This window comes from Ottowia sp. (genome assembly GCF_035325765.1).
In the GTDB taxonomy this organism is placed as follows: Bacteria; Pseudomonadota; Gammaproteobacteria; order Burkholderiales; family Burkholderiaceae_C; genus Ottowia.
This window is the reverse complement of the sequence record NZ_DAOKZG010000022.1, coordinates 1-24461: the sequence shown is the minus strand read 5'-3', so window position 1 is coordinate 24461 and position 24461 is coordinate 1. Positions and strand designations below refer to the sequence as shown.

Sequence of the window (24461 nt, the reverse complement as noted above, 5' to 3'; positions counted from 1 at the left end):
GCCATGTCCAGTCTGCAAACCCAGGACGTGGTCGCCCGATCGGCCACGACGACCCCACCGCCCCAGGTACGCTCGCACGTGCCCGAGGTGGCCAAGCTGATCGACATCTCCAAGTGCATCGGCTGCAAGGCCTGCCAGGCCGCCTGCATGGAGTGGAACGACCTGCGCGATGAAGTCGGCACCAACGTCGGTGTCTACGACAACCCGGCCGATCTCACCGCCGAATCGTGGACCATCATGCGCTTCTACGAGGTCGAGGAGGAGCCCGGCAACCTCGAATGGCTGATCCGCAAGGACGGCTGCATGCACTGCGAGGATCCGGGCTGCCTCAAGGCCTGCCCTTCTCCGGGGGCGATCGTCAAGTACGCCAACGGCATCGTCGACTTCATCAGCGAACACTGCATCGGCTGCGGCTACTGCATCAAGGGCTGCCCGTTCGACGTGCCGCGCATCAGCACCACCGACAACAAGGCCTACAAGTGCACGCTGTGCTCGGACCGGGTCGGCGTCGGGCTGGAGCCGGCCTGCGTGAAGGCCTGCCCCACGGGCGCCATCACCTTCGGACCGAAGGACGACATGGTGGCCAATGCCGAGCAGCGCGTGTCCGATCTGAAGGAGCGCGGCTACAAGAACGCAGGCCTCTACAACCCGGCCGGCGTCGGCGGCACGCACGTCATGTACGTGATGAAGCACGCCGACAAGCCCGAGCTCACCGGCCTGCCGCGAAACCCGACCATCAGCCCCTGGGTATCGGTCTGGAAGGGCTGGACCAAGCCGGTGGCGCTGGCAGTGATGGCGGGCGCCGCCTTCACGGGCTGGTTCCACTACCTGCGCAAGGGCCCGCTGGAAGCGCCCGAGGATGATGAGCAAACCGCGGACCAGGGCCATGGCGGCCAAGGAGGTCAGTCATGAAGAAGACCATGCTGCAACGCTATACCGGCGCCCAGCGCTCCAACCACTGGGCTGTCGTGACCTGCTTCGTGCTGGCCGGCGTCTCGGGGTTCGCGCTGTTCCACCCGGCGCTGTTCTGGCTCACGGCGCTGGTCGGCGGGCCGCAGTGGGCGCGCATCCTGCATCCCTACCTGGGGATCGCGATGTTCCTGCTGTTCCTGGCCATGTTCTTCATGTTCGTCGGAGCGAACGTCTGGCGCAAGGAGGACTCGGCCTGGCTCGGCTCGGCCGGCAAGCTGATCTCGCAGGGCAATGCCGCGCAGATGCCGGCGGTGGGCAAGTACAACGGCGGCCAGAAACTCGTGTTCTGGATCTTCACCTTGTGCCTGATCGTGCTGCTGGCCACCGGCCTGCTGTTCTGGCAGGCCTGGTTCGCCAGCGACGTGCCGATCGGGCTGCAACGCATCGCCGTCGTGCTGCACGCGATCGCCGCCTTCGTGCTGGTGCTGGCGGTGATCGTGCACGCCTATGCCGCGATCTGGGTCAAGGACACGGTGCATGCCATGGTGCGCGGCACGGTGAGCGCGGGCTGGGCCAAGCATCATCACCCGCTGTGGTATCGTGATCAAATGCAGGGCCAGTCGGCCAAGACCAAGTGATTTTTCCCTGAACCCTCCAATGCTGCAACTGCCTGCCGGCCCCGTGCCGGCGGCAGTTCTTTTTTTGCCTTGACCTCCAGACCCGACCCCTCCAGCCTGCCCTCGCCCGAGGAAATCCTCCTGCGCTCGGGCACCGACATCCCCTCCTTCCTGCCGCCGCGCCCGGCCAGCCTGTTTGCCGAGCGCGCGCTGCGCCTGCGCGAGCGTTCGGCCAGCCACGCCATGCGCGACTACCTGCTGCTGATGGCCGTGGTGTGCGAGGCGCAGCACGCGCGCGCGCAGCGCCTGCCGGCGATCGCGCTGCCCAACGCCGCGCAGGTTGCCGCGGCGCGCGCCAGCGGTCAGCCCCTGCTGTCGGCGGTGGACTGGCCGCGCGACCCGCTCTGGCGCGCCGAACTGCACGCGCTGCTGCGCCAGGTGCTGGACAAGCTGCCGGCCGACAGCCCGGCCCGCGACGGGGTGCAGGCCGTGCTCGACATGCCCGACACCACGCTGGAGCACCAGGCCGAGCGCCTGCTCGCCGGCATCACCCTGGGCCTGGACATGGCGGCGGCGCCGCTGATCGCCGCGGGGCTCCAGCTTTACTGGACCCAACTCGTCGCGGCCACCGCGCTGGGGCAACCGGACGCCTTCGACGCCAGCGGCGAACGCACCCACTGCCCCTGCTGCGGCAGCCTGCCCACGGCCAGCATCACGCGCGTCGGCAAGGGCCTGCACGGCCAGCGCTACCTGCATTGTGCGCTGTGCAATGCCGAGTGGCGCCTCAAGCAGGTCACTTGCACGCACTGCCTCGCGACCGAGGGCATCGAATACCAAGCGCTGCAGGCGCTGGCGGCAAGCGCCCCGGCAACCGAGCGCGCCGCCATCGAGGCCGAGACCTGCAGCCACTGCCATCACTACCTCAAGATCATGCACATGGAGGGCGACGGCCACGTCGAGCCGGTGGCCGACGACCTGGCATCGGTGACTCTGGACCTGCTGGTGTCGGACGCCGGCTACACGCGCCACGGCACCAACCTGATGCTGCTGTTCGGCGAAGGCGACGCGTCCCCCGAGGCCGGCTGATGACGCCGCCCGGGCGCAGCCCGACCCAGGACGCGGCGGTCCCACGCGCCAAGCGGGTGCGGCCAACCGACTTGCCGGCGCTGGACAGGCTGCTGCGATCGGGCGGCCCGGCCGCGCTGGTGCAGGCGCACGGCCATACGCTGGTGGCGGGCGAAGCGCGTGCCCTCCTGGCCGCCGTGCGCGAGCACGCGCTGGCCGGCACGCTGGCACCCGAGGCAATCGAGATCGATGCGCTGGCCCGTGCGCTCGAGCAGCGCATCGAGGCGCGGCTCGCGCCGCGCCTGCGCCGCGTGCTCAATCTGACCGGCACGGTGATCCACACCAACCTCGGGCGCGCCCTGCTGCCCGAGGCCGCACGCGCGCACCTGCACGCCGTGCTGGCGGCCCCAAACAACCTGGAGTACGACCTCGCCAGCGGCGGCCGCGGCGAACGCGACAGCCTGGTCGAGGGCCTGCTGTGCGAGCTCACCGGCGCCGAGGCCGCGACCGTGGTCAACAACAACGCTGCCGCCGTGCTGCTGGTGCTGGCGGCGCTGGCGCACGGCCGCGAAGCGATCGTCTCGCGTGGCGAACTGGTCGAGATCGGCGGCGCCTTCCGCATGCCGGACGTGATGGCCAGCGCGGGCGCGCGCCTGGTCGAGGTCGGCACCACCAACCGCACGCATCCGCGCGACTACGAGCGCGCCATCGGCACCGACACCGCCGTGCTGATGAAGGTGCACACTAGCAACTACGCGATTGCCGGCTTCACGCGTTCGGTGGACGAGGCCGAGCTGGCGCCGATCGCGCACGCGCACGGCCTGCCGCTGGTGAGCGACCTCGGCAGCGGCGCGCTGGTGGATCTTTCGGCCTGGGGCCTGCCGCGAGAGCCGACGCCACGCGAAAAGCTGGTCGCCGGTTGCGACGTCGTCACCTTCAGTGGCGACAAGCTGCTGGGTGGCCCGCAGGCCGGCCTGATCGTCGGCCGACGCGTCTGGATCGACCGCATCCGCCAGCACCCGATGAAGCGCGCCCTGCGCCTGAGCAAGCTGCCGCTCGCGGCGCTCGAGGCCACGCTGCAGCTCTATCTGCGCCCCGAACTCCTGCCACGCGAACTGCCCACGCTGCGCCTGCTGACGCGTCCGCTGGCCGACATCGAAGCCATGGCACGCGCCATCCAGCCGGTGCTGCAGACGGCAGTCGGCAGCGCCTGGCACATCGAGGTGCAGGCCATGCAGGGGCAGATCGGCTCCGGCTCCCTGCCGGTGGAACGCCTGCCCTCGATGGGCCTGGCCATCGCGCCGAAGGGCGAAACGGGCACCGGACGCGCGCTCGAACGGCTGGCGCGCGCCTTGCGCGCCCTGCCGATGCCGGTGATCGGCCGCATTCGCGAGGATCGCCTGCTGCTCGACCTGCGCTGCCTGGAAGATGCCGAGGCGCTGACCGGCCAGTTGCACGCCCTCGACCTGGATGCAGCCTGAGCACGACACACGGGAATCGGGCCTGGCCGGCCGGCATGGCTGCCTTTACCTCGTGCCCGGCCCGCTCGACCACGGCTGCGCCAGCCAGGCGCCGCTGACGGACGTGCTGCCGCAGCAGACCCTGGCCGTGGCCGCCCGGCTCACGCACTGGATCAGCGAGAACGCGCGCAGCACGCGCGCCTTCCTCAAGCGCGTCGATGCGCTGGTGCCGCTGGCGCGCCCGCTGCAGGAAATCGAGATCACGGAACTGCCGCGCGCGGCGCACAAGCACGGCGACCATGGCACGACCGGTGCCCGCTTCGACGCGCGAGCCCTGCTGGCGCCAGCGCTCGAAGGCCACGACATCGGCTTGGCCAGCGAAGCCGGCATGCCGGCGATCGCCGACCCGGGCAGCTCGGTGGTGCGCGCGGCGCACGTGCTCGGCCTCGCCGTGCGCCCGCTGGTGGGCCCGGTGTCGCTGCTGCTGGCGCTCGCCGCCAGCGGCCTGAACGGCCAGAACTTTGCCTTCGTCGGCTACCTGCCGCAGCAGCCCGAGGCGCGCCAGCAGCGCATCCGCGCGCTCGAGCAGCACGCCCGCCGCAGCGGCCAGACCCAGCTCTTCATCGAGGCCCCGTACCGCAACCGTGCCCTGCTGCAGGCGCTGCTGCAGACCCTGCAACCCGACACCCGGCTCGCGGTGGCCAGCGGCCTCACCCTGCCCGAGGCGCAGGTGCGCAGCGAGCCGGTGCAGCAGTGGCGCCGGCAACCCGCACTGGCCAGCGAAAGGCTGCCCGCGATTTTCGCGATCGGTGCATGATCGGTGCCTGGCCTGCCGCGGCTGGCGAACCCTGCGCAGGCGGGCGCACAGCCGCGGCGCGCCAACGCCTTGCACCATGCCGGACCCGATTCCAGACCCCAGTGCAGCCGCCGGCCTGAGCAGCCGGCAAGCCACCGAGCGGCTGGCGCGGTTCGGCCCCAATGAGCTGCCCGACACCCGGCCCAGCCTGCTGCGCAACGCCCTGGCCAAGCTGTGGGCGCCGGTGCCGTGGATGCTCGAGCTGGCGGTGCTGCTCGAACTCTGGCTCGGCAAGCATGTCGAGGCGGCCCTGATCGCGGCGTTGATCGTGTTCAACGCCGTCGTCGCGCTGGTACAGGAAGGACGCGCGCGCAACGCATTGGCGGCACTGCGCTCGCGCCTGGCGCTGAACGCCACGGTGCGACGCGACGGCACCTGGGCCACCCTGCCGGCGCGCCAGCTCGTGCCGGGCGACCGCGTCAAGCTGTCGCTCGGCGACGTGGTGCCGGCCGACTGCCTGCTGCAGGCGGGCCAGGTGCTGCTCGACCAGTCGATGCTGACCGGCGAATCGGTGCCGGTCGAGGCCGGTCCCGGCGCCAGCGCCTGGGCCGGCGCGCTGGTGCGCCGCGGCCAGGCCGAAGCCCTGGTCAACGCCACCGGCGCGCGCACGCGCTTCGGCCGCACCGCCCAGCTCGTCGGCAGCGCCCACGTCATGGGCACGCAGCAGCATGCGGTGCTGCAGGTGGTGCGCAACCTGGCGCTGTTCAACGGCACGGTGATCGCCCTGCTGGGCTTGTACGCCTGGCAGCGCGGCCTGGCGCTGGTCGAGATCGAACCGCTGGTGCTCACCGCCATGCTGGCCTCGATCCCGATCGCCCTGCCCGCGACCTTCACCCTGGCCGCGGCGCTGGCGGCGCACGCACTCGCCGAACGCGGCGTGCTGGCAACGCGCCTGTCGGCGCTGGACGAAGCCGGCACCCTGGATGTGCTGTGCTCGGACAAGACCGGCACGCTGACACTGAACGCACTGCAGGTGGCGCGCATCGTGCCGGCCAGCGGCCTGGACGCGGCGCAACTGCTCACACTGGCCGCGCTGGCAAGCTCGGACGGCGGCAGCGATCCGGTGGACGCCGCCGTGCGCGCTGCCTGGACCGCCGCGGCCGGCCCCAGCCTGCCGCAACGCCTCGCCTTCGAGCCCTTCGACCCGGCCACCAGGCAGGCCCGGGCGCTCTACCGGGACGCAACCGGCCAGGAGGCCAGCGTCGCCAAGGGCGCCTACGCCACCCTCGCAGGGGCAGCGACGCCGGACGCAGAGCTGCAGGCTCAGGCACAGGCGCTGGAACGCGAGGGCCTGCGCGTGCTGGCGGTGGCCACCGGCGCCGCGCCAGCGCTGCGGCTGGCCGGACTGGTGGCGCTGGGCGACCCGCCACGCCCCGATGCCGCCGCGCTGGTGCAGCGCCTGCGCGAACACGGCGTGCAGGTGCTGATGGTCACGGGCGACGCGCCGGGCACCGCCGCCGCCGTCGCGCATGCCGTCGGCATCGGAGGCACGCTCTGGTCGCCGGGCCCGGATGCCACGCCACCGGCCGGCCATGCCGTCTACGCCGGCGTGCTGCCCGAAGACAAGTTCCACCTGGTGCGCGCACTGCAGCAGGCCGGCCACACGGTCGGCATGTGCGGCGACGGCGCCAACGACGCGCCAGCACTGCACCAGGCCCACATGGGCATCGCTGTCGCGCAGGCCACCGACGTCGCCAAGGCGGCGGCCGGCCTGGTCCTGACCACTCCCGGCCTGAGCGGCGTCATGGCCGCGATCGAGGAAGGGCGGCAGACTTTCCGGCGCGTGCAGACCTACGCGCTCAACTCGATCATCAAGAAGGTGGCCACGGTACTGTTCATCGCGCTCGGCTTCGTCATGACCGGCAACGCCATCCTCACGCCGCTGCTGATGATCATCTATCTCGTGGCGGGCGATTTCCTGTCGATGGCCATCGCCACCGACCGCGTGCAGGCCGCGCGCACGCCCAACGTCTGGCGCATCGACGCGCTGACCGGCGTTGCCGTGGTGCTGGGCCTGGCCCAGCTCGGCTTTGCCTGCGCACTGCTCGCCTGGGGCGCCTTCAGCCTGCGGCTGGAAGCGGGACGGTTGCAGACACTGGCCTTCCTGACCCTGGTGCTGGCCGGGCAGGCGACGATCTACGCCATCCGCACGCGCGGCAGCCTGTGGCAGACCCGGCCCAGCGCCTGGCTGGTCGGCGCGTCGCTGCTGGACGTCGCGGTCGGGGTGACGGTGGCGGCCAGCGGATGGTTCAGCGCGGCACTGCCCGGGCGCGTGATCGCCGGCGTGCTCGGCGCCGCCCTGCTGCTGACCCCCTCCTCGCGGCACTGCGCGCGCTGGCGGCGCGCCGGCTGCGACTGGGCTGACAGCCGGAGCCCGGCCCCCGGCCGTTTCAGCTTCCGCTGCCCGCGCCGACGGCTCAGCGCAGCGTCGGCAACAGGCGCAGGGCGCGCACCGCACCCTCGCCAAAGGCGGCGCCGAAGCGCTTGGCAAAGCGCTCGGCCAGGTTCTCCTTGTTGGTGTAGTCGACCAGCTTTTCCTGCTTGACGACGTCGCGTGCCACCGAGTCGAGGCTGCCATAGCCGTCCGCCAGCCCGAGGCCGATGGCCTGCTCGCCAGTCCAGAACAGGCCACTGAAGGTTTCGGGCGTGGCCTTCAGGCGCTCGCCACGGCCACGCTTGACGACGTCGATGAACTGCTGGTGGATCTGATCCAGCATGGCCTGCGCATAGTGCTTCTGCGTCTCGGTCTGCGGGCTGAACGGGTCCAGGAAGCCCTTGTTCGCCCCCGCCGTCAGCAGGCGCCGCTCGACGCCCAGCTTGTGCATGGCATCGACGAAGCCGAAGCCGTCCATCAGCACGCCGATGCTTCCGACGATGCTGGCCTTGTCGACGTAGATGTCGTCGGCGGCCGAGGCGATGTAGTAGGCGGCCGAGGCGCAGGTTTCCTCGACCACGGCGTAGATCGGCTTGTCGTGCAGGGCGCGCAGGCGGCGGATCTCGTCGTTGATCAGGCCGGCCTGCACCGGGCTGCCGCCGGGCGAGTTGATCAGCAGCACCAACGCGCGCGAGCCGGGGTCCTCGAGCGCGCTGCGCAGCGCCGGCAGCACGTTCTCGGCGCTGGCCTCGCCGCGGTCGGCGATCTCGCCGCGGATGCTGACGAGCGCCGTGTGCGGGCCGCTGGGCGCGGCCGCCGTGCGCCACGCGTCCGCGGCGACGGCCCAGACCAGGGCGGCGAACAGCAGCATCCACAGCAGGCTCTTCGCCATGCGCCAGCGCCGCACCGCGCGGCGCTCGCGCAGGTCGGCCTGCAGCAGCCGCTCGATCGCCTCGCGCTCCCAGTGGATCGTCTTGGCATCCGGGGTGATTTCATGGTCCATGGTGTTCCTGGTGCAGTGCTTCGCACTGTCGGGTTCAGGCCCGGGTCGCGGGCCGCAGTCCGGGGAAAGATAGCGGGTCGGCGGATCGACGCGGTTTCAGAATGCAATCGGCCGCAGGATCGCGGTCGGATGCCAGTACACCATCCCGCCCTGTTCGCTCAGGGCGATCTTGACCAGGCCGCCCTGGCACGGCCCGGCGACGCCGGCGCCGGTGTCGGGCGCATACACGGCGCCGTGCGCGGCGCACAGCAGCCACTGGCCGGTGTCGTCGAAGATGCGATTGGGCTGCCAGTCGAGCTCCAGCGCGACGTGGGTGCAGCGGTTCAGATAGGCGTGCGCTCGGCCTTCGAAGCGGATGGCAAAGGCGCGACAGTTCTCGCCTTCGTATTCGACGTCGAAGGGCACGGCCAAGCCGCCCTCCGCCAGCTCGTCGGCGCGGCACAGCGCGATTGGATCCAATGCGGTTTCAGTGGTCATGAGGCAAGCGTTTCAATTGTGCATGACGCCCGCGCCGGCCACGACGCATGGAACGGCCGTGTTCCCTTGGCCGCGAAGCAGGCCATGCCAGCGGCAGTCCTGGCCGGGGCTTCCCCGATCCCTGGCCGCGCCCCCTTGACGGGGAACGCGCAATATCGCGCGGCAGGTGGCGCCACGGGGGTGTGTCACTTCACGCGTTCTCGCTCAGCCACTGGCGCAGTTGCGCCACCGAATGGGCGACGAAGGCCGGCGCCAGCGCGGCAAAGTCGGCGGGTTCGTGGGCGCCGTAGCTGACGGCGACGCTGGCACAGCCGGCGTTGACGGCCATCTGCAGGTCGTGCGTGGTGTCGCCGATCATCAGGGTGCGCCGGGGCTCGGCGCCGAACTCGCGCATCAGCTCGTGCAACATGCGCGGGTCGGGCTTGCCGGCGGTCTCGTCCGCCGTGCGCGATCCGTCGAACACGCCGGCGAGCTGGCGCGAGGCGAGCACCTCGTCCAGGCCACGCCGGCTCTTGCCCGTGGCCACCGCCAGCCAGTGATGGCGCGCACGCAGTTCGGCCAGCAAAGACAGCACGCCCGGGAACAGGCTGATGTCGTGCTGGCGGCGCAGGTAGTGGAAGCGGTAGCGCGCCGCCAGCTCCGGGTATTTCGCCGGCGCCACATCGGGCGCCGCCTTGGCCAGTGCCGGGGTGAGTGCCATGCCGATCACGTAGGCCGCGGCCTGGTCGCTGGGCCGCGCACCGCCGACGTCGACCACCGCCTGCTGGATGCAACGCGTGATGATGGCGGTGGAATCAAACAGCGTGCCATCCCAATCGAGGCAGATCAGATCGAACTGGTGCGGGCGGCTCATGGGGACGGCACGGGGATGGGCAGATGCAGATCGGCGGGCAGTTCGGCGCGCAGTTCGATGCGCTCGCCGCTGGTAGGATGGGTGAACTGTAACCGCCAGGCATGCAGGAACATGCGGCGCAGGCCTTGCCGAGCCAGCGCCTTGTTGCGCGCGAAGTCGCCGTACTTGTCGTCGCCCGCGATCGGATGTCCCTGCGCCGCCAGGTGCACGCGGATCTGGTGCGTGCGGCCCGTGCGGATGGTGACCTCCAGCAGCGTGAAGCCGGGCAGGCGCTGGCGCACGCGGACCAGGCTGATCGAGCGCACGCCGTCCGGATCGCCGCGCGCCACGGTGCGCACGCGCCGCTCGCCGTCCTCCTGCAGGTATTTGTGCAATGGCTGGTCGATCACCTTCAACCGTTCGGGCCAGTCGCCCAGCACCAGCGCGAGATAGGTCTTGTCGATGCTGCGCGCGCGGAACTGGTCCTGCAGGTGCTTGAGCGCACTGCGCTTCTTGGCGATCAGCAGCACGCCGCTGGTTTCGCGGTCGAGCCGGTGCACCAGTTCCAGGAAGCGCGCGCCACCGGGCTGCTGGTAGCCGCGCGCGCGCCGCAGCTGCTCGATGACACCGAAGCTCACGCCCGAGCCACCGTGCACGGCGACGCCGGCGGGCTTGTCGATGGCGATCAGGACCTCGTCCTCCAGCAGCACCGGGAACTCGCGCGCCGGTGCCGCCGGTCCCGCGGACGCACCGGGCCGCTGCGCCACGCGCACCGGCGGCACGCGCACCTGGTCGCCCTCCCGCAGGCGCGTGTCGGCGCCGGCCCGGCCACGGTTCACGCGCACCTCGCCGGAGCGGATGATGCGATAGACGTGGGTCTTGGGCACGCCCTTCAAGTGGCGCAGCAGGAAGTTGTCCAGCCGCTGGCCACTGCTCTCGGCGTCGACCGGAATGATCGCCACGCCCGGGCGCGCTGGCTGGCCCACGCCCTCGGCGTTGGCACCTATAATGCGATTCACTGGCAAGTCGCCGCAAGTGGTTGAATCCGGATTGGAAGCTGCAACCCGGAAACGGGAAGTCTATTCCAGTCCCTGATTGCCGCGGCCCGCCAGTGACAAGGTCGATGCCCCCTGCACGCGAAAGCGCGCCACCGCATGCCCGGTGGCCCCGCCGGAAAAGCGCAGGAACGGTCGACGCGAAGAAACACCCGACTCGGAATACCCCGGCGCGCGGGCTGCTGCAAGGCAGGCCGGCGCGCCCGATCGAAGCGAGACACACGTGATCCTGTTGGCTTGGATGATGGCTCTGGGACGCTGGCTGCGGCTGGTGTTCGCAGCGCCCGTTCGCACGCCGGCCCGCGCGCCCATGGCGCCGCTGGCCACCGGTGCCGAACCAGCCTGCGCGTGTCTGGCACCGTTCGCCCCCATGCTGTACGCCAGGCCCCCCGAACGGGGGCGCTGAACCTGCCGACCAGCATCCGGCCAGTGTGCTGCCACACCGGTCCGGCCATTCCGTCCGTTTCAACGCGCCGTCCAGGGCATCCGGGGTTCCCGCAGGGAGCCGGGGACTGCTTTTGAATGAAGGAACACGCATCATGAAACGGATGCTGATCAATGCCACGCAGGCCGAGGAACGCCGGCTGGCGATTGTCGATGGGCAGAAGCTCCTCGACTACGAAATCGAGATCGAGGGGCGCGAACAGCGCAAGGGCAACATCTACCAGGCGGTGGTGACCCGCGTCGAACCGTCGCTCGAGGCCTGCTTCGTCGACTACGGCGAGGAACGCCACGGCTTCCTGCCGTTCAAGGAGATCTCCAGGCAATACTTCCCCGAAGGCGTCTCCGTCAGCCAGGCCAAGATCCAGGACGTCATCAAGGAAGGCCAGAACCTGCTGGTGCAGGTCGAGAAGGAAGAGCGCGGCAACAAGGGCGCAGCGCTCACCACCTTCATCTCGCTGGCCGGCCGCTACGTCGTGCTGATGCCCAACAACCCGCGCGGCGGCGGTGTCAGCCGGCGCATCGAGGGCGAGGACCGGGCCGAGCTGAAGGAGGCCATGGACCAGCTCGAATATCCCAAGGGCATGAGCATCATCGCCCGCACCGCCGGCATCGGCCGCAGCGCGCCCGAGCTGCAGTGGGACCTGAACTACCTGCTCAAGCTGTGGGACGCGATCGACGGCGCCGCCAAGGCCGGCAAGGGCGCCTTCCTGATCTACCAGGAAAGCAACCTGGTGATCCGCGCCATGCGCGACTACTTCAACAGCGACATCGGCGACATCCTGATCGACACCGACGACATCTACGAGCAGGCACACCAGTTCATGAGCCACGTGATGCCCGAGCACGCGGCCAAGGTCAAGCGCTACCGGGACAACGCGCCGCTGTTCTCGCGCTTCCAGATCGAGCACCAGATCGAGTCGGCCTACTCGCGCACCGTCACCCTGCCCTCGGGCGGCGCCATCGTGATCGACCACGCCGAGGCGCTGGTGGCGATCGACGTCAACTCGGCGCGCGCCATCAAGGGCGGCGACATCGAGGAAACCGCCACGCGCACCAACCTCGAGGCCGCCGACGAGGTGGCGCGCCAGATGCGCCTGCGCGACCTCGGTGGCCTGATCGTGATCGACTTCATCGACATGGAGGAGAGCAAGAACCGGCGCGAGGTGGAAAGCCGCCTGCGCGACGCGCTGCGCCAGGACCGCGCGCGCGTGCAGTTCGGCTCGATCAGCAAGTTCGGCCTGCTCGAGATGAGCCGCCAGCGCCTGAAGCCCGCGCTGTCCGAAGGCGCTTCCATCCCCTGCCCGCGCTGCGGCGGCTCGGGCCACGTGCGCGACACCGAATCCTCCGCCCTGCAGATCCTGCGCATCATCCAGGAAGAGGCGTTGAAGGACAACACCGCCGCCGTCAGCGTGCAGGTGCCGGTCGAAGTGGCCAGCTTCCTGCTCAACGAGAAGCGCCCCGAGATCGCCAAGATCGAGCTCAAACAGCGTGTCAACGTCACCCTGGTGCCCAACAAGACGCTGGAGACGCCACACTACAAGCTCGAGCGCCTGAAGCACGACGACCCCCGCCTGGACGACATCGATTCCAGCTACAAGCTGGCCGAGGAATTCGAGGACCCGACCCACGTCACCCGCCGCAGCCAGGAGCCGACGAACCGTCAGCAGCCCGTCATCAAGGGCGTGCTGCGCGACGAGCCGGCGCCGCTGCCGGTGCCCAAGGTGGAAGCCGAGCCGGTCCCGGCGCCGACGGCGGCGCCAGCGGTCGAAGCGGCCGCCAGTGGCGGCCTGATGGGCTGGCTGAAGAACCTGTTCGGCGTGGCCCCGCCACAGCCCGAACCCGCCCCGGCAGCGGCGCCCGCAGCAACGGCGACGGAGAAGCCGCGCGAGCGGCGCAGCGAGCGCTCGGGTGAGCGCTCGGGTGAGCGCTCCAGCCAGCGTCGCGGCGGCCGTGGCGGCCGCGGCGGCGAGCGTCGAACCGGCCCCCGTGACGAGCAGGCCGAGCGGGCCGATTCCACCGAGACGGCCGGCGGGGAAGCGCGCAAGTCGCGCGACAGCGGCCGCCGCTCCGGTGAGCGCGGCGAACGCGTGGAACGTGGCGAACGCAGCGAACGCGGAAGCCGCGAGCGCCGCGAGGAAGCCCACGCTGCAGAGAGCCGCGCGCCCGACAGCGGCGAAGCCCGACGCAACGGCAACGGCGCCGAGGCGGGACGCCCGGCGCGCGGCGAGAGCCGGCGCGGCCGCGGCCACGGACGCAGCGACGGTCCCGCCGAAGCCGAGGCCGCCGTGCCGAGCGACGCAGTCGCGCAGGTGCAGGACGCCGCCGGGACGGGTGAGTCGCAGGGCGCACCCACGGAGGAGCGACGCGAGCGCCGTTCGCGCAATGGCCGCAGCCGACGCGATGGCGGTGAGCGCAGCCAGGCCCCGGTCGCCGAAACCGAGGCTCCGGCCCCGCAGCCTGCCGCCGAGGGCGCGCCGGAGCCGGCCACGGCGCCGCGCTCCTACTTCACGCGTGGCCGCGACGCTGCGCCGGTCGTCGAAACCGAGGTGCCGACCGCACCGGAGCCGGTTGTCGCAGCCGAACCCGAGCCGGTTGCGCCCGCGCCCGCGGTCCCTGCGCCGGTGGCCATGCCGATCGAGGTGGCGCCGCCCTCCCTGGCCGAACCGGCGCCCCTGCCACGGGCGCATCGGTTTGCGCTGCCGGTGGAGCAACTCGGCCAGATCGCGGACGCCGCGGGCCTGCAGTGGGTACAGACCGACGCCGAGCGCGCCGCCGCGGTCCAGGCCGCCATCGCCGCCGAACCCGCGCCGATCCATGTGCCGCGCGAGCGCCCCGCCCCGATCGAACTCGACGAAGGTCCACTGGTCCTGGTCGAAACGCGCAAGGATCTGGGCGCGATGCAACTGCCGTTCGAACATTGAACCCGAATCCGGCAGTCGACCGCCCGTGAACGTCGTCAAGGGCGCATGAACGCTGGCGTTGACTCCCTTGACCATGTTCAGCTGTTCGATGAGGGAGCCATGTGCGCCGGCACCACCCTCGCCGTTCCATGCGGCGTGGCTCGCCGCGCTGCCCAAAGGCGCTCAGGTGCCTTGGGGGCGCGGCGCTCCCCCTTGCCTGGCACGCCGGAAGCAGCACCGGCAGGCGCACCCAACTGCCGGAATCAGGACAACGCTGAACCCGGCTGGCGTCGGCGTGACGCATGCCGGTTGCGCGATGGAAGCGCAGCGAAGGCATTGGCCATGCGTCATCCGAATGCGAGGCCGTACCATGCATCGTGGATCATGCAACCTGGCATGACGCACGCGACTGCCGTCCGATGCTCCCGCCATCGGCGGCGATTCGCGCCGATAGCGGGAGTCTAAACATAGTTTAGAGAAAATGAATTAGATTTTTTCATAGACGAAAACTATAATTTCATCACTCGACCCAGTATCTTCATCAACGCAAGGAGAGCGCATATGTCCCTAATCAACACCAAGGTCCTGCCGTTCAAGGCCCAGGCTTTTCACAATGGCAAGTTCGAGGAAGTCACCGAAAAGAACTTCTCCGACGGCAAGCAGTGGTCGGTCGTGATCTTCATGCCGGCCGCCTTCACCTTCAACTGCCCGACTGAAATCGAGGACGCCGCCGACCACTACGGCGAGTTCCAGAAGCTGGGCGCCGAGGTCTACATCGTCACCACCGACACGCACTTCAGCCACAAGGTGTGGCACGAGACCAGCGACGCCGTCGGCAAGGCCAAGTTCTACCTGGTCGGCGACCCGACGCACCAGCTCACCAACAACTTCGGCGTGCATATCCCCGAGGAAGGCCTGGCGCTGCGCGGCACCTTCGTGATCGACCCGAGCGGCACCATCAAGACCATGGAAGTGCACTCCAACGAGATCGCGCGTGATGTGACCGAAACGGTGCGCAAGCTCAAGGCCGCGCGCTACACCGCCGCCCATCCGGACGAGGTCTGCCCGGCCAAGTGGAAGGAAGGCGAGAAGACGCTCAAGCCCTCGATCGATCTGGTCGGCAAGATCTGATGACCCGCGCCGCCTGGCGGCGCCGCGATGACCTCGCCCCACTTCGATGACGCGTCCGAGGACGCCTGACGACAAACATCATGGCGCGCCAGTGCCGTCATCGAAACCGAAGGCGAAATCATTTCGTCATCCCGATCAACGGCCGAACGGCGAAGGGGCGCGTGCACCTGCCGTTCGGCTTTTTGTCGGCCCAACCAGCCGCCTGCGCTTGCCCAGAAAGCGCGGGCTGGCATCAGACAAGGAGTCACCACCATGTTGGACCAGGAAATCAAGCAACAACTCGCCGCCTATCTCGAGCGCGTGCAAGAGCCGTTCGAGATGGTGGCGACCCTGGGCGAGGACGCCAGGTCGACCGAGCTGCGCGAGCTGCTCGAGGAAATCGCCGGCATCCGCCCCGACAAGATCACGCTGCGCACCGACGGCCAGGACGCGCGCGTGCCCTCGTTCACGCTGGCGCGCCCCGGCAGCGGCACGCAACTGCGCTTTGCCGCGATCCCGATGGGTCATGAGTTCACCTCGCTGATCCTGGCCCTGCTCTGGACCGGTGGTCACCCCCCCAAGGTCGAGCCTGAGGTGCTGGAGCAGATCCGGGCACTGGACACCGACCTCGACTTCGAGGTCTACATGAGCCTGTCCTGCCACAACTGCCCGGACGTGGTGCAGGCACTGTCGCTGATCAGCATCCACAACCCGCGCATCCGGACCACCATCATCGATGGCGGCATGTTCCAGCAGGAGATCGAGGCGCGCGAGATCATGGGCGTGCCCGCGGTGTTCGAAAAGGGCAGGATGTTCCACAGCGGTCGCATCACGCTGGAGGAGATCCTGCAGAAGATCGACACCGGCGCCGCGCAGCGCGACGCCGAGAAGCTCAGCGCAAAGGCACCGTTCGAGGTGCTGGTCATCGGCGGTGGCCCGGCCGGTGCCGCGGCCGCCATCTATACCGCACGCAAGGGCCTGCGCACCGGCATCGTGGCCGAGCGGTTCGGCGGCCAGGTCAACGACACGCTGGACATCGACAATTACCCTGGCGTGCCGCACACCACCGGCCCCGAATACGCAGCCCAGCTCGGCGTGCACGTGGCCGACTACGAGATCGACGTCATGAACGCCCAGCGCGCGGCCGCGCTGGTGCCGGCGGCGCAGCCCGGCAGCCTGGTGACGGTGAAGCTGGACAACGGCGGCGAACTGCGCAGCCGCACCGTGATCCTGGCCACCGGCGCGCGCTGGCGCAACGTCGGGGTGCCGGGCGAGGACGAGTACCGCACCAAGGGCGTGGCCTACTGCCCGAGTTGCGACGGCCCGCTGTTCAAGGGCAAGGACGTGGCCGTGATCGGCGGCGGCAACTCCGGCATCGAGGCCGCGATCGACCTGGCCGGCGTGGTCAGGCACGTCACGGTGCTCGAGTTCATGCCCGAACTCAAGGCCGATGCGGTGCTGGTGAAGAAGCTCCACAGCCTGCCCAACGTCAGCGTGCACACCAACGCCCAGACCACCGAGATCACGGGCAGTGGCGGCAAGGTGGACGGCCTGAACTTCCGCCACCGCGGCGACGGCAGCGACGCCCGCGTCGAACTCGAGGGCGTGTTCGTGCAGATCGGCCTGGTCCCCAACACCGAGTGGCTGGGCGATGTGGTCGAGCGCACGAAGTTCGGCGAGATCGTGGTCGATGCGCGCGGCGCCACCAGCGTGCCGGGCGTGTTCGGCGCGGGCGACTGCACCACCGTGCCCTACAAGCAGATCGTGGTCGCCGCCGGTGCCGGCTCGACCGCCGCCCTGTCGGCGTTCGACTACCTGATTCGCACGCCCGCGCCGCAGGCGGCCGAGGCTTCGGAACTGGCGCCGGCGTGACCGGGACGACGCATGAAGGATGATCCCGCGGCGCTTCCACGAGGAAGCGCCCGCGGTATCGTCGGCTGGCAGCCCGCTCTTGCAGCGGGCTTTTTCATGCCTGCGCGGCTTCGCGCCAGGCCTGCGCCGCCGCGGCGTCGTCACCGCGCTGCTCGGCCAGGCGCGCCAGCGCGCACCAGGCGTTGCGGCGCAGCGGCTCGTCGTCCAGCGTGCGTACGGCCTGGCCCAGCAGCAGCTGGGCGCGGCCCCACAGGCCGCGCTGCACGCAGCTCATGCCCGCCAGATACTGCAGCAGTGCGTCACGCGGCGCCGCCTGCTGCGCCGTCTCGATGCGGCCGAGCCAATCCTGGTCGGACGCTTCGCGCGTGCTCGTCGCCATGGCCAGTTCAAGCACGCGCACCAGGCGCGCGCGCTGCGACTCCGTCCAGGCGTCGGGCACGGCCTGCATCTGGTCCCAGGCCGGAACCAGCCAGTCGCGCACGCGCTCCGGTGCGAGCTGCAGCGCCAGCCCGTGTTCGGCGGCGCCCAGCGCCAGTTCGGGCAGTGCGCGCTCGCGTGCGTCCAGCCCATTCCAGATCTGGAGCAGCTGCTCCGCATCGGTCGCGCGGGCAATCTGCTCGGCCGCCAGTGCGCGCAGCAGGCTGGCTGCGCCCACGGGCGAGAACGCCCCGTGCTTGGCCAGCAGGCGCGCGGTGTCCATGGCGTCGCCCAGGCGTCCTGCCTGGCGCGCCGCCTTCAGCTTCAGGCGCAGCGCTGCGGTGCGCCGCTGGGCGCCGCTGGGCAACTCGGCCAGTCGGGCCAGCGCTGCGTCCGGATCGCGCTCGTTCAGCGCCCATTGCGCCGCGCGCAGCAGCACGGCCTCGCGCAGTTCGCCGGGCGCCCGGGCGTTGGCCAGTGCTCCTTCCAGGTGCTGGTTGCGCGTGATTTCGTCCTGCAACGCATGGGCGCTTTCCGCAGCAGTCAGGTGGGCCAGCGTGCGCAGCGCCAGCAGGGTCGACGGCGACGTCTCGCCCACGGCGCGCCCGGGCTGTTCCGGCACGCGCGCCAGCACCTGTTCGGCGGCCTTGCGGGCGCGCAGGTAGCGGCCCGCGGCCAGCTGCACACGGGCGTCCAGCATCAGGATCTGGGTGGCGCGCTCGCGTTGTTGCGCGCGCCAGCGCCGCGCCTGGCGCGGCAGCTCGGCCAGCGCCGCCAAGCCGCGCAGAGCCGCGTACCAGAAGGCGAACAGGACAGCCAGCAGCAACAGCGCCAGGTTGACCGACAGGTCGACGCGGTGCGGGGGCCAGAACACCGTCACCGTGCCCTCGTTGTCGCCGGCAAACAGGGCCAGCGTCACCGCGGCAATGAACAGGCCGATCAGCCACAGGGCAGCGCGCACGGCGGACGATCCTAGCGCTCGGCCGCCGCCATCGCGTTGGCCAGCGCGACCAGGGTGTCGTCCAGTCGCGGCAGTTCGGCCGCGCGCGTGCCGCCCTGGATCTGCTGCAACAGGGTGGCTGCCGCCTGGGTGCGACGCGAGGCGGTGTCGAACCAGGTGCCGAGCGCCCGCGAAGCGGCCGACAGGTCGGCGCGCGCCGCGTCATACTGCCGCACCAGGATCGCCAGGCGCGCGCCTTGCAGCCGCAGCTTGAGATTTTCGCGCACGAAGAAGGCCTGCTCCGGACTGAGCATGCTGGCGTCTGGCTGCTCGACGCGGCTCACGCGCACCAGCGCGCGCGCCTCGTCGGCCACCGCGCCGAGCCAGCGGCGCCACCAGCTCGGGCGCTCGGGGGCCTCCTCGTCGGGCGGCGCGGCTGCCCGGCCCGGCCCGACCGCATTGGCTACCGGCAGCTTGTCGACATCACGCAGCAACTGGTCGATGCGGGCCAGCAGGCCCGCCGTGTCCGGCGTGCTGGCGTTCTGGATGCGCTCCAGGTCACGTGCCACCGCACGCACCACCGGTGCCAGGCGTGGATCGCCGGCACGCGCCAGGCGTCGGTCAGCACTGCGCAGCGCAAGCAGCAGGGGTTGTGGACTGCCGGTGAGCTGTGCCTGGTCTTGCGCCAGGCGCAGGCTGGCCTCAAGGTCGGCCGCCAGGTTTTCGTCGCGCGCACGCGCCACGGTACGCACCAGCTCTTCCATCTGGGCTCGATAGGCAGCCAGGTCCGTGACGCGGCCATCGAGCGCCGCCAGCTTGCCCAGTGCATCGCGCACCTCGGTTTCGGCCTGGCGCGCCAGCGTGCGCGCCTCGACCGAGTGGCTGACCGCCTCCGAGCTCTGGCGTGCCAGCTGTTCCTGCATGGCCGAGACCTTCTGCCACAGCAGCACCGCCAGAGCCAGCGCCAGCGCCGCCAGACCCCAGGCCAGCCAGAGCCCAAGGCCAGGAGCCCGCGGAGCGACCAGCGCAACGGGTGAGATGGCACCGCCCTGCGGCGCCACGGGGGGCGGCGATGCGGACTGCGGCTCCGGCGTCATGCCAGGGATTCTATCGACGCCAGCACGTCCGGCAGCGCCGGCCGCGTCTCCTGGACACGACCAAAACCCCAGCGGCGCGCGGCCTCGGCGATGCGCGGATGGGTCGCCAGGGCGCGCGCGCCACCCCAGTCCACACCCGGCAGCGCCTGCGCCAGGTTCTCCACCGACTCGCGGCTGCTGAACAGCCACCAGCTGCCGTCGCGGGCTGCTGCCCGTGCCCGCGCCTGCTGAAGTGCGTCCAGTCGCGCCGGAGCACGTCGGTACGCGGCCACCTGTTCAACCAGGGCTCCGGCCGCCTGCAGCTGCTGCGCCAGCCACTCGCGCCCGGCGAGCCGACCGCTGGCGTCGGCGCCGCGCACGATCAGCATGCGCCGGCCGGCCTGCACCTGCGCGGCAACACGCGTCCACAGCGCCTCGGAATCGAACTGCCCGGCATCCGCTGCCGGCGCGTCGATGCGCTCGGGCGGCCAGCCGGCCTGCAGCAGCGCCGTGGTCGTGCCCGGCCCGGGGGACCAGGCCCGCGTGCTGATCGCCGCGAGCGCCGGCTCGCCACCCGATCGCAGGAAACCGGCCACCGCATTTCCGCTGACGAACATCGCCGCGGCATAGGCACCCAGCTGCTCGCGCGCCGCGCGCAAGGTGCCCGCCATCGGCTCGGCCACGATCTCGATCAGCGGCAGTGCCTCGGCGCATACGCCCGCGGCGGCGAGTTCGCGCATCCAGGCGGACGCGCCCGGCGCCGGCCGCGTCACCAGCAGGCGCAGGGCGCGCGCACCGCTCATGGCCGCGGGCTGCTCAATGCGCCCCGCCCGCACGTAGCTCGGCGGCGACGCGAGCTCCCAGCGCCTCGGCTTCCTCGACCCCAGCCGCGTCCGCCTCAGCCCTTGCGCGCACCAGCCGCGGCGCACCGTCGGGGTCGCCCCAGGCGGCGCACAGGACCATGTGCGTGCCCTGCAGGGTGGCGTGCGCCGCCAGCGGCATCGAGCAGCTACCCCCCATGGCACGGCTGACGGCGCGCTCGGCAGCGGCGGTCAGGCTGGTGGCCGGGTCGACGAGTGGCGCCAGCGCAGTACGCAGGTCGTCGCGCTCGGCGCGCGTCTCGATGCCCAGCGCGCCCTGTCCCGCCGCCGGCAGCATTTGTTCCGGATCGAACACGTGGCGGATGCGCTCCGCCAGGCCCAGGCGCTTCAGCCCCGCGGCCGCCAGCACGATGCCGGCGTACTGCCCCTCGTCCAGCTTGCGCAGCCGCGTGTCGAGGTTGCCGCGCAATGGCTCGATGCGCAGGTCGGGCCGGAGCGCACGCAGCAGCACCGTGCGACGCAGGCTGGAGGTCCCGACCACGGCGCCGGCAGGCAGGTCCTCCAGGCGCGCGTATTGCGACGACACCCAGGCGTCGCGCGGGTCCTCGCGCGCCGGCACGCAGGCCAGCACAAAGCCCTCGGGCAGCTCCATCGGCACGTCCTTGAGCGAGTGCACGGCGAGGTCGGCGCGGCCGTCCTCCAGCGCCGTCTCCAGTTCCTTCACGAACAGCCCCTTGCCGCCGACCTTGGACAGGGTGCGGTCGAGGATCTGGTCGCCGCGCGTGGTCATGCCCAGCAGGCGTACCGCGTGGCCCTGCTGCTCCAGCAGCGACTTGACGTGCTCGGCCTGCCACAGGGCCAGGCGGCTTTCGCGGGTGGCGATGGTGATGTTCAGCGACATGGCGGCGATGCTACCGCTGAATGACGGACGACCCATGACGAATGACTTCGCCGCTGCGCGGCTTCGACCCGGATCCGGCAGTTGGAAGCACCCGCCAGTGTCGATCCCGGCGAGCCAGGCCAGACGCGAGGAGGCCGCGCACTGGTGTGGAACGCGACGAGCAACGCCGCATGGCGCGGCGCGGATGGCGCTGGCGGGTGCATGGCGCGCTCAGCCAACCGGTGAGCGTGATCGCAGCGGCCAGGTTCCGTGTTGATGCAGCCCTGGACAAGTCCACCAGCGGTCGGCTGCCGGATTCAGGTTGAACGATGAACGACCGGAGCGCGATGCCGGGTCCAGCGGTCATGTCGGCACAGCCGCCGTCATCGAAGCGCCAGCGAGGCCATTCGTCATCGATCATTCCCCCAGTGCCGCCCGCACCGCCGCGACCTGGCGGCGCGATACCGCCAGCACCTCATCCACGCCGGCCAGCTGCACCGCCCAGCCCTCGCCCTCCTCGGCATCCTGGTGGCGCACCAGGGCGCGAATCGCGGTGCGCGCCACGAGCGCGTTGCGGTGGATGCGCAGGAAACGCTCGCCATGGCGCTCCTCCAGCTGCCCCAGGCTGCCATCGAGCAGGTGGCTGGCCTCGGTGGTGCGCACCGTGACGTACTTGAGCTCGGCCTTGAAATACAGCACCTCGGCCAGCGGCAGGCGCAAGGTGCGCCCGCGCTCACTGATCAGCAGCCATTCGGACTCGGGCTCGGCCGCCGTCGTAAGTCCCGCCTGCGCCAGGCGCTCGACCTTCTGCAGCGCCGCCTGCAGGCGTTCCAGCCGCACCGGCTTGGTCAGGTAGTCGACGGCCTCGATCTCGAAGGCCTTGACCGCATGCTCGGCATGCGCGGTGACGAACACCACGGGCGGCGCCTCGGGCAGCGCGCGCCAGGCCGCGGCCAGCTGCACGCCATCGGCACCGGGCATGTGGATGTCGAGCAGTGCGACGTCGAAGGGCTGCGCCTGGCCCTGGACCAGGCTCATCGCCTGCGCCGCGTTGCCGGCCTCGCCGGCCACCAGTGCCTCGGGCGCACGGCAGTCGCCCAGCAGCGTGCGCAGGCGGCTGCGCGCCAGCGGCTCGTCGTCGACGATCAGCACGCGCAGCGTCATCCGGCCTCCTTCGCCGGCAGCGGCACCTCGATGCGCGCCTGGTAGATGTCGTCCACCAGCGCCGTGCGAAAGCTGCCTTGCAGGTCGTGCAGCAGGCGCAGCCGGTCGCGCACGTTGGCCAGGGCGATGCCCAGCCCGGCCTCGCCCTGCCCCGCCGGCACGGTGTTGGTGACCTTGATCAGCGCCATGCGGCCGCGCAGTTGGGTCGAGATGCGCAGCTGGGCGCCCCCGGGGCTGGGCTCGACGCCATGCTTGATGGCGTTCTCCACCAGCGGCTGCAGGATCAGCGAAGGCAGGCGCGCGGCGTTGGCACCGGGATCGAGCGCCCATTCGACGCGCAGGCGTTCGCCGAAGCGCAGCTGCTCGATCTCCAGGTAGCGGCGCGCGAGCTCGATCTCCTGCGCCACGGTGGAGCCGTCGTCGTGCTCGGCCAGTGCATGGCGGAACAGGTCGGCCAGGTCCTCCAGCACCAGCTCGGCCTGCGCCGGCTCCTCGCGCACCAGCGCGATCGCCGTGTTCAGCGTGTTGAACAGGAAGTGCGGCCGGATGCGCGCCTGCAGCTCGGCCAGGCGCGCCGTCGTCGCCGCCGGCACGCGCCCGCGCGCGCGCCACAGCAGGCCGGCCACCAGGCCCGCCGCCAGCAGCGCGCCGGTGCTCGCGCTGGCCAGCCAGGGCGGCGCCTCCAGCAGGCCGAGCAGCGCCAGCGTGCCGCAGGCGTAGAGCCCGGCCAGCGCGCCCAGCGCCACGCCGGCCGCCATCTGCCAGGGCCAGCGCAGCCGCGCCAGCCAGCGCTTCAGGCCGCAGGCCGTGACCAGCCACAGCAGCGTCGCCGGCAGCGCGCCGCCGGTCAGCAGTGCCACGCGCGCCAGCCAGTCGGTCGGCGAGGTCGCCGGATACATCAGGCCGGCCGCGATCACCCCCTCGACATACAGCACGGCGCGCAGGATCACGCCCACCTCGCAGGCGTCGAACACCAGCAGCGGCGCGCCCGGCGCCGGTGGGCGGGGCGGCTGCGTCAGCTCGGCGAAGCCCGATAGAATTTGCGAATCCTGCATGGACGGTATCCAGACCCGCGCCAGTGTAGGCCGACCCGGGCCGCCCCGGGCCCGATCCGGCCGCCCTGGCCGGCCGCTGGCCCCGCCAGCCGCCACTTGTTCACACCCGCATGTCCGACAACCAACTCGACAAGAAGTCCCAGGCCTGGTCGGCCCTGTTCTCCGAACCCATGAGCGAGCTGGTGCAGCGCTACACCGCCAGCGTGTTCTTCGACCAGCGCCTGGCCAACGCCGACATCGACGGCAGCCTCGCGCACGCCGACATGCTGGCTGCGCAGGGCATCATCAGCGCGCAGGATCTGGCCGACATCCAGCGCGGCCTGGCGCAGATCCGCGGCGAGATCGAGCGCGGCGAATTCGACTGGCAGCTGGCGCTGGAGGACGTGCACCTGAACATCGAGGCGCGCCTGACCCAGCTCGTCGGCGACGCCGGCAAGCGCCTGCACACCGGCCGCAGCCGCAACGACCAGGTCGCCACCGACATCCGCCTGTGGCTGCGCGGCGAGATCGACGGCATCACCGGGCTGCTGCGCCAGCTTCAAGGGGCGCTGGTCGACGTGGCGGAGCAGAATATCGACGTCATCCTGCCCGGCTTCACGCATCTGCAGGTGGCCCAGCCGGTCAGCTTCGCGCACCACCTGCTGGCCTACGTCGAGATGTTCGCGCGCGACGAGCAGCGCATGGGCGACGTGCGCAGGCGCGTGAACCAGCTGCCGCTGGGCGCGGCGGCGCTGGCCGGCACCACCTACCCGCTGGACCGCGAGCGCGTGGCGCGCACCCTGGGCATGGAAGGCATCTGCCAGAACAGCCTGGACGCCGTGAGCGACCGCGACTTCGCGATCGAGTTCGCCGCCGCCGCCAGCCTGGTGATGGTGCACATCAGCCGCCTGAGTGAAGAGCTGATCCTGTGGATGAGCCAGAACTTCGGCTTCATCCGCATCGCCGACCGCTTCACCACCGGCAGCTCGATCATGCCGCAGAAGAAGAACCCCGACGTGCCCGAGCTGGCGCGCGGCAAGACCGGCCGCGTGGTCGGTCACCTGATGGGCCTGATCACCCTGATGAAGGGCCAGCCCCTGGCCTACAACAAGGACAACCAGGAGGACAAGGAGCCGCTGTTCGACACCGTCG

The 24461-nt window shown here is 70.9% G+C and carries 19 protein-coding genes and 1 pseudogene; 10 read left to right on the top strand and 10 right to left on the bottom strand.

All coding sequences use genetic code 11. The annotated features are described in order from the left end of the window. Positions 1–3: 3 nt before the first annotated feature. The 6 genes and pseudogenes from fdxH to PKA16_RS09005 form a co-directional block, all read left to right on the top strand. Entirely contained in the window at positions 4–912 is a 909-nt protein-coding gene (gene fdxH, locus PKA16_RS09030; protein WP_324402477.1) for a formate dehydrogenase subunit beta, read from the top strand. Further along, on the top strand, positions 909–1550 hold the full coding sequence (locus PKA16_RS09025) for a formate dehydrogenase subunit gamma (protein ID WP_324402475.1): 642 nt from the start codon (positions 909–911) through the stop codon (positions 1548–1550). Before fdxH ends, PKA16_RS09025 begins: the two co-directional genes overlap by 4 nt. A 69-nt stretch (positions 1551–1619) precedes the next feature. Next, a complete protein-coding gene (gene fdhE, locus PKA16_RS09020; RefSeq protein ID WP_324402473.1) occupies positions 1620–2615 on the top strand; it encodes a formate dehydrogenase accessory protein FdhE in 996 nt (331 codons plus the stop codon). Further along, on the top strand, positions 2615–4075 hold the full coding sequence (gene selA, locus PKA16_RS09015; RefSeq protein ID WP_324402471.1) for an L-seryl-tRNA(Sec) selenium transferase: 1461 nt from the start codon (positions 2615–2617) through the stop codon (positions 4073–4075). The genes fdhE and selA overlap by 1 nt, the downstream gene beginning before the upstream one ends. After that, on the top strand, positions 4065–4871 hold the full coding sequence (locus PKA16_RS09010) for an SAM-dependent methyltransferase (RefSeq protein WP_324402469.1): 807 nt from the start codon (positions 4065–4067) through the stop codon (positions 4869–4871). Before selA ends, PKA16_RS09010 begins: the two co-directional genes overlap by 11 nt. 76 nt (positions 4872–4947) lie before the next feature. Further along, positions 4948–6717, top strand: a pseudogene (locus PKA16_RS09005) (HAD-IC family P-type ATPase); the annotation flags it as partial. Between the two features lie 610 nt (positions 6718–7327). Here the strand turns inward: PKA16_RS09005 and PKA16_RS09000 are convergent. The 4 genes from PKA16_RS09000 to PKA16_RS08985 all read right to left on the bottom strand — a co-directional run bounded on the left by PKA16_RS09000 (position 7328) and on the right by PKA16_RS08985 (position 10606). Further along, positions 7328–8287, bottom strand: a complete 960-nt coding sequence (locus PKA16_RS09000; protein WP_324402467.1) for a S49 family peptidase — start codon at positions 8285–8287, stop codon at positions 7328–7330. Between the two features lie 96 nt (positions 8288–8383). Then, on the bottom strand, positions 8384–8764 hold the full coding sequence (locus tag PKA16_RS08995; RefSeq protein WP_324402465.1) for a Rieske 2Fe-2S domain-containing protein: 381 nt from the start codon (positions 8762–8764) through the stop codon (positions 8384–8386). Between the two features lie 190 nt (positions 8765–8954). Then, on the bottom strand, positions 8955–9617 hold the full coding sequence (locus PKA16_RS08990) for an HAD-IA family hydrolase (protein ID WP_324402463.1): 663 nt from the start codon (positions 9615–9617) through the stop codon (positions 8955–8957). Then, positions 9614–10606: an RluA family pseudouridine synthase gene (locus PKA16_RS08985; RefSeq protein ID WP_324402510.1), complete on the bottom strand. Its 993-nt coding sequence runs from the start codon at positions 10604–10606 to the stop codon at positions 9614–9616. The genes PKA16_RS08990 and PKA16_RS08985 overlap by 4 nt, the downstream gene beginning before the upstream one ends. A 584-nt stretch (positions 10607–11190) precedes the next feature. Here PKA16_RS08985 and PKA16_RS08980 point away from each other — a divergent pair. The 3 genes from PKA16_RS08980 (at position 11191) to ahpF (ending at position 16977) form a co-directional block, all read left to right on the top strand. After that, complete coding sequence (locus tag PKA16_RS08980) at positions 11191–14016, top strand: Rne/Rng family ribonuclease (RefSeq protein ID WP_324402461.1); 2826 nt, start codon at positions 11191–11193, stop codon at positions 14014–14016. Positions 14017–14556: 540 nt separating this feature from the next. Next, positions 14557–15126 (top strand): alkyl hydroperoxide reductase subunit C, encoded by a 570-nt coding sequence (gene ahpC, locus PKA16_RS08975; RefSeq protein ID WP_324402459.1) that lies wholly within the window; start codon positions 14557–14559, stop codon positions 15124–15126. Between the two features lie 252 nt (positions 15127–15378). After that, positions 15379–16977, top strand: a complete 1599-nt coding sequence (gene ahpF / locus PKA16_RS08970) for an alkyl hydroperoxide reductase subunit F (protein WP_324402457.1) — start codon at positions 15379–15381, stop codon at positions 16975–16977. Positions 16978–17071: 94 nt separating this feature from the next. Here ahpF and PKA16_RS08965 read toward each other — a convergent pair whose 3' ends face one another. The 6 genes from PKA16_RS08965 to PKA16_RS08940 all read right to left on the bottom strand — a co-directional run bounded on the left by PKA16_RS08965 (position 17072) and on the right by PKA16_RS08940 (position 23330). Continuing rightward, entirely contained in the window at positions 17072–18355 is a 1284-nt protein-coding gene (locus tag PKA16_RS08965; RefSeq protein WP_324402455.1) for a heme biosynthesis HemY N-terminal domain-containing protein, read from the bottom strand. An 11-nt stretch (positions 18356–18366) separates the two neighbouring features. Beyond that, entirely contained in the window at positions 18367–19431 is a 1065-nt protein-coding gene (locus PKA16_RS08960) for a uroporphyrinogen-III C-methyltransferase (RefSeq protein ID WP_324402453.1), read from the bottom strand. Further along, positions 19428–20213 (bottom strand): uroporphyrinogen-III synthase, encoded by a 786-nt coding sequence (locus PKA16_RS08955; protein WP_324402451.1) that lies wholly within the window; start codon positions 20211–20213, stop codon positions 19428–19430. Before PKA16_RS08955 ends, PKA16_RS08960 begins: the two co-directional genes overlap by 4 nt. Positions 20214–20226: 13 nt before the next feature. Beyond that, positions 20227–21132 carry a hydroxymethylbilane synthase gene (gene hemC / locus PKA16_RS08950; protein WP_324402449.1) on the bottom strand — a complete coding sequence of 302 codons (906 nt, stop codon included), beginning with the start codon at positions 21130–21132 and terminating at the stop codon, positions 20227–20229. A gap of 396 nt (positions 21133–21528) precedes the next feature. Then, entirely contained in the window at positions 21529–22275 is a 747-nt protein-coding gene (locus PKA16_RS08945) for a LytTR family DNA-binding domain-containing protein (protein WP_324402447.1), read from the bottom strand. Continuing rightward, positions 22272–23330: a histidine kinase gene (locus tag PKA16_RS08940; RefSeq protein WP_324402445.1), complete on the bottom strand. Its 1059-nt coding sequence runs from the start codon at positions 23328–23330 to the stop codon at positions 22272–22274. The genes PKA16_RS08945 and PKA16_RS08940 overlap by 4 nt, the downstream gene beginning before the upstream one ends. Positions 23331–23440: 110 nt before the next feature. Here PKA16_RS08940 and argH point away from each other — a divergent pair. Further along, positions 23441–24461: argininosuccinate lyase (argH, locus tag PKA16_RS08935; protein WP_324402443.1), on the top strand; the 1021-nt coding region annotated here is incomplete at its 3' end.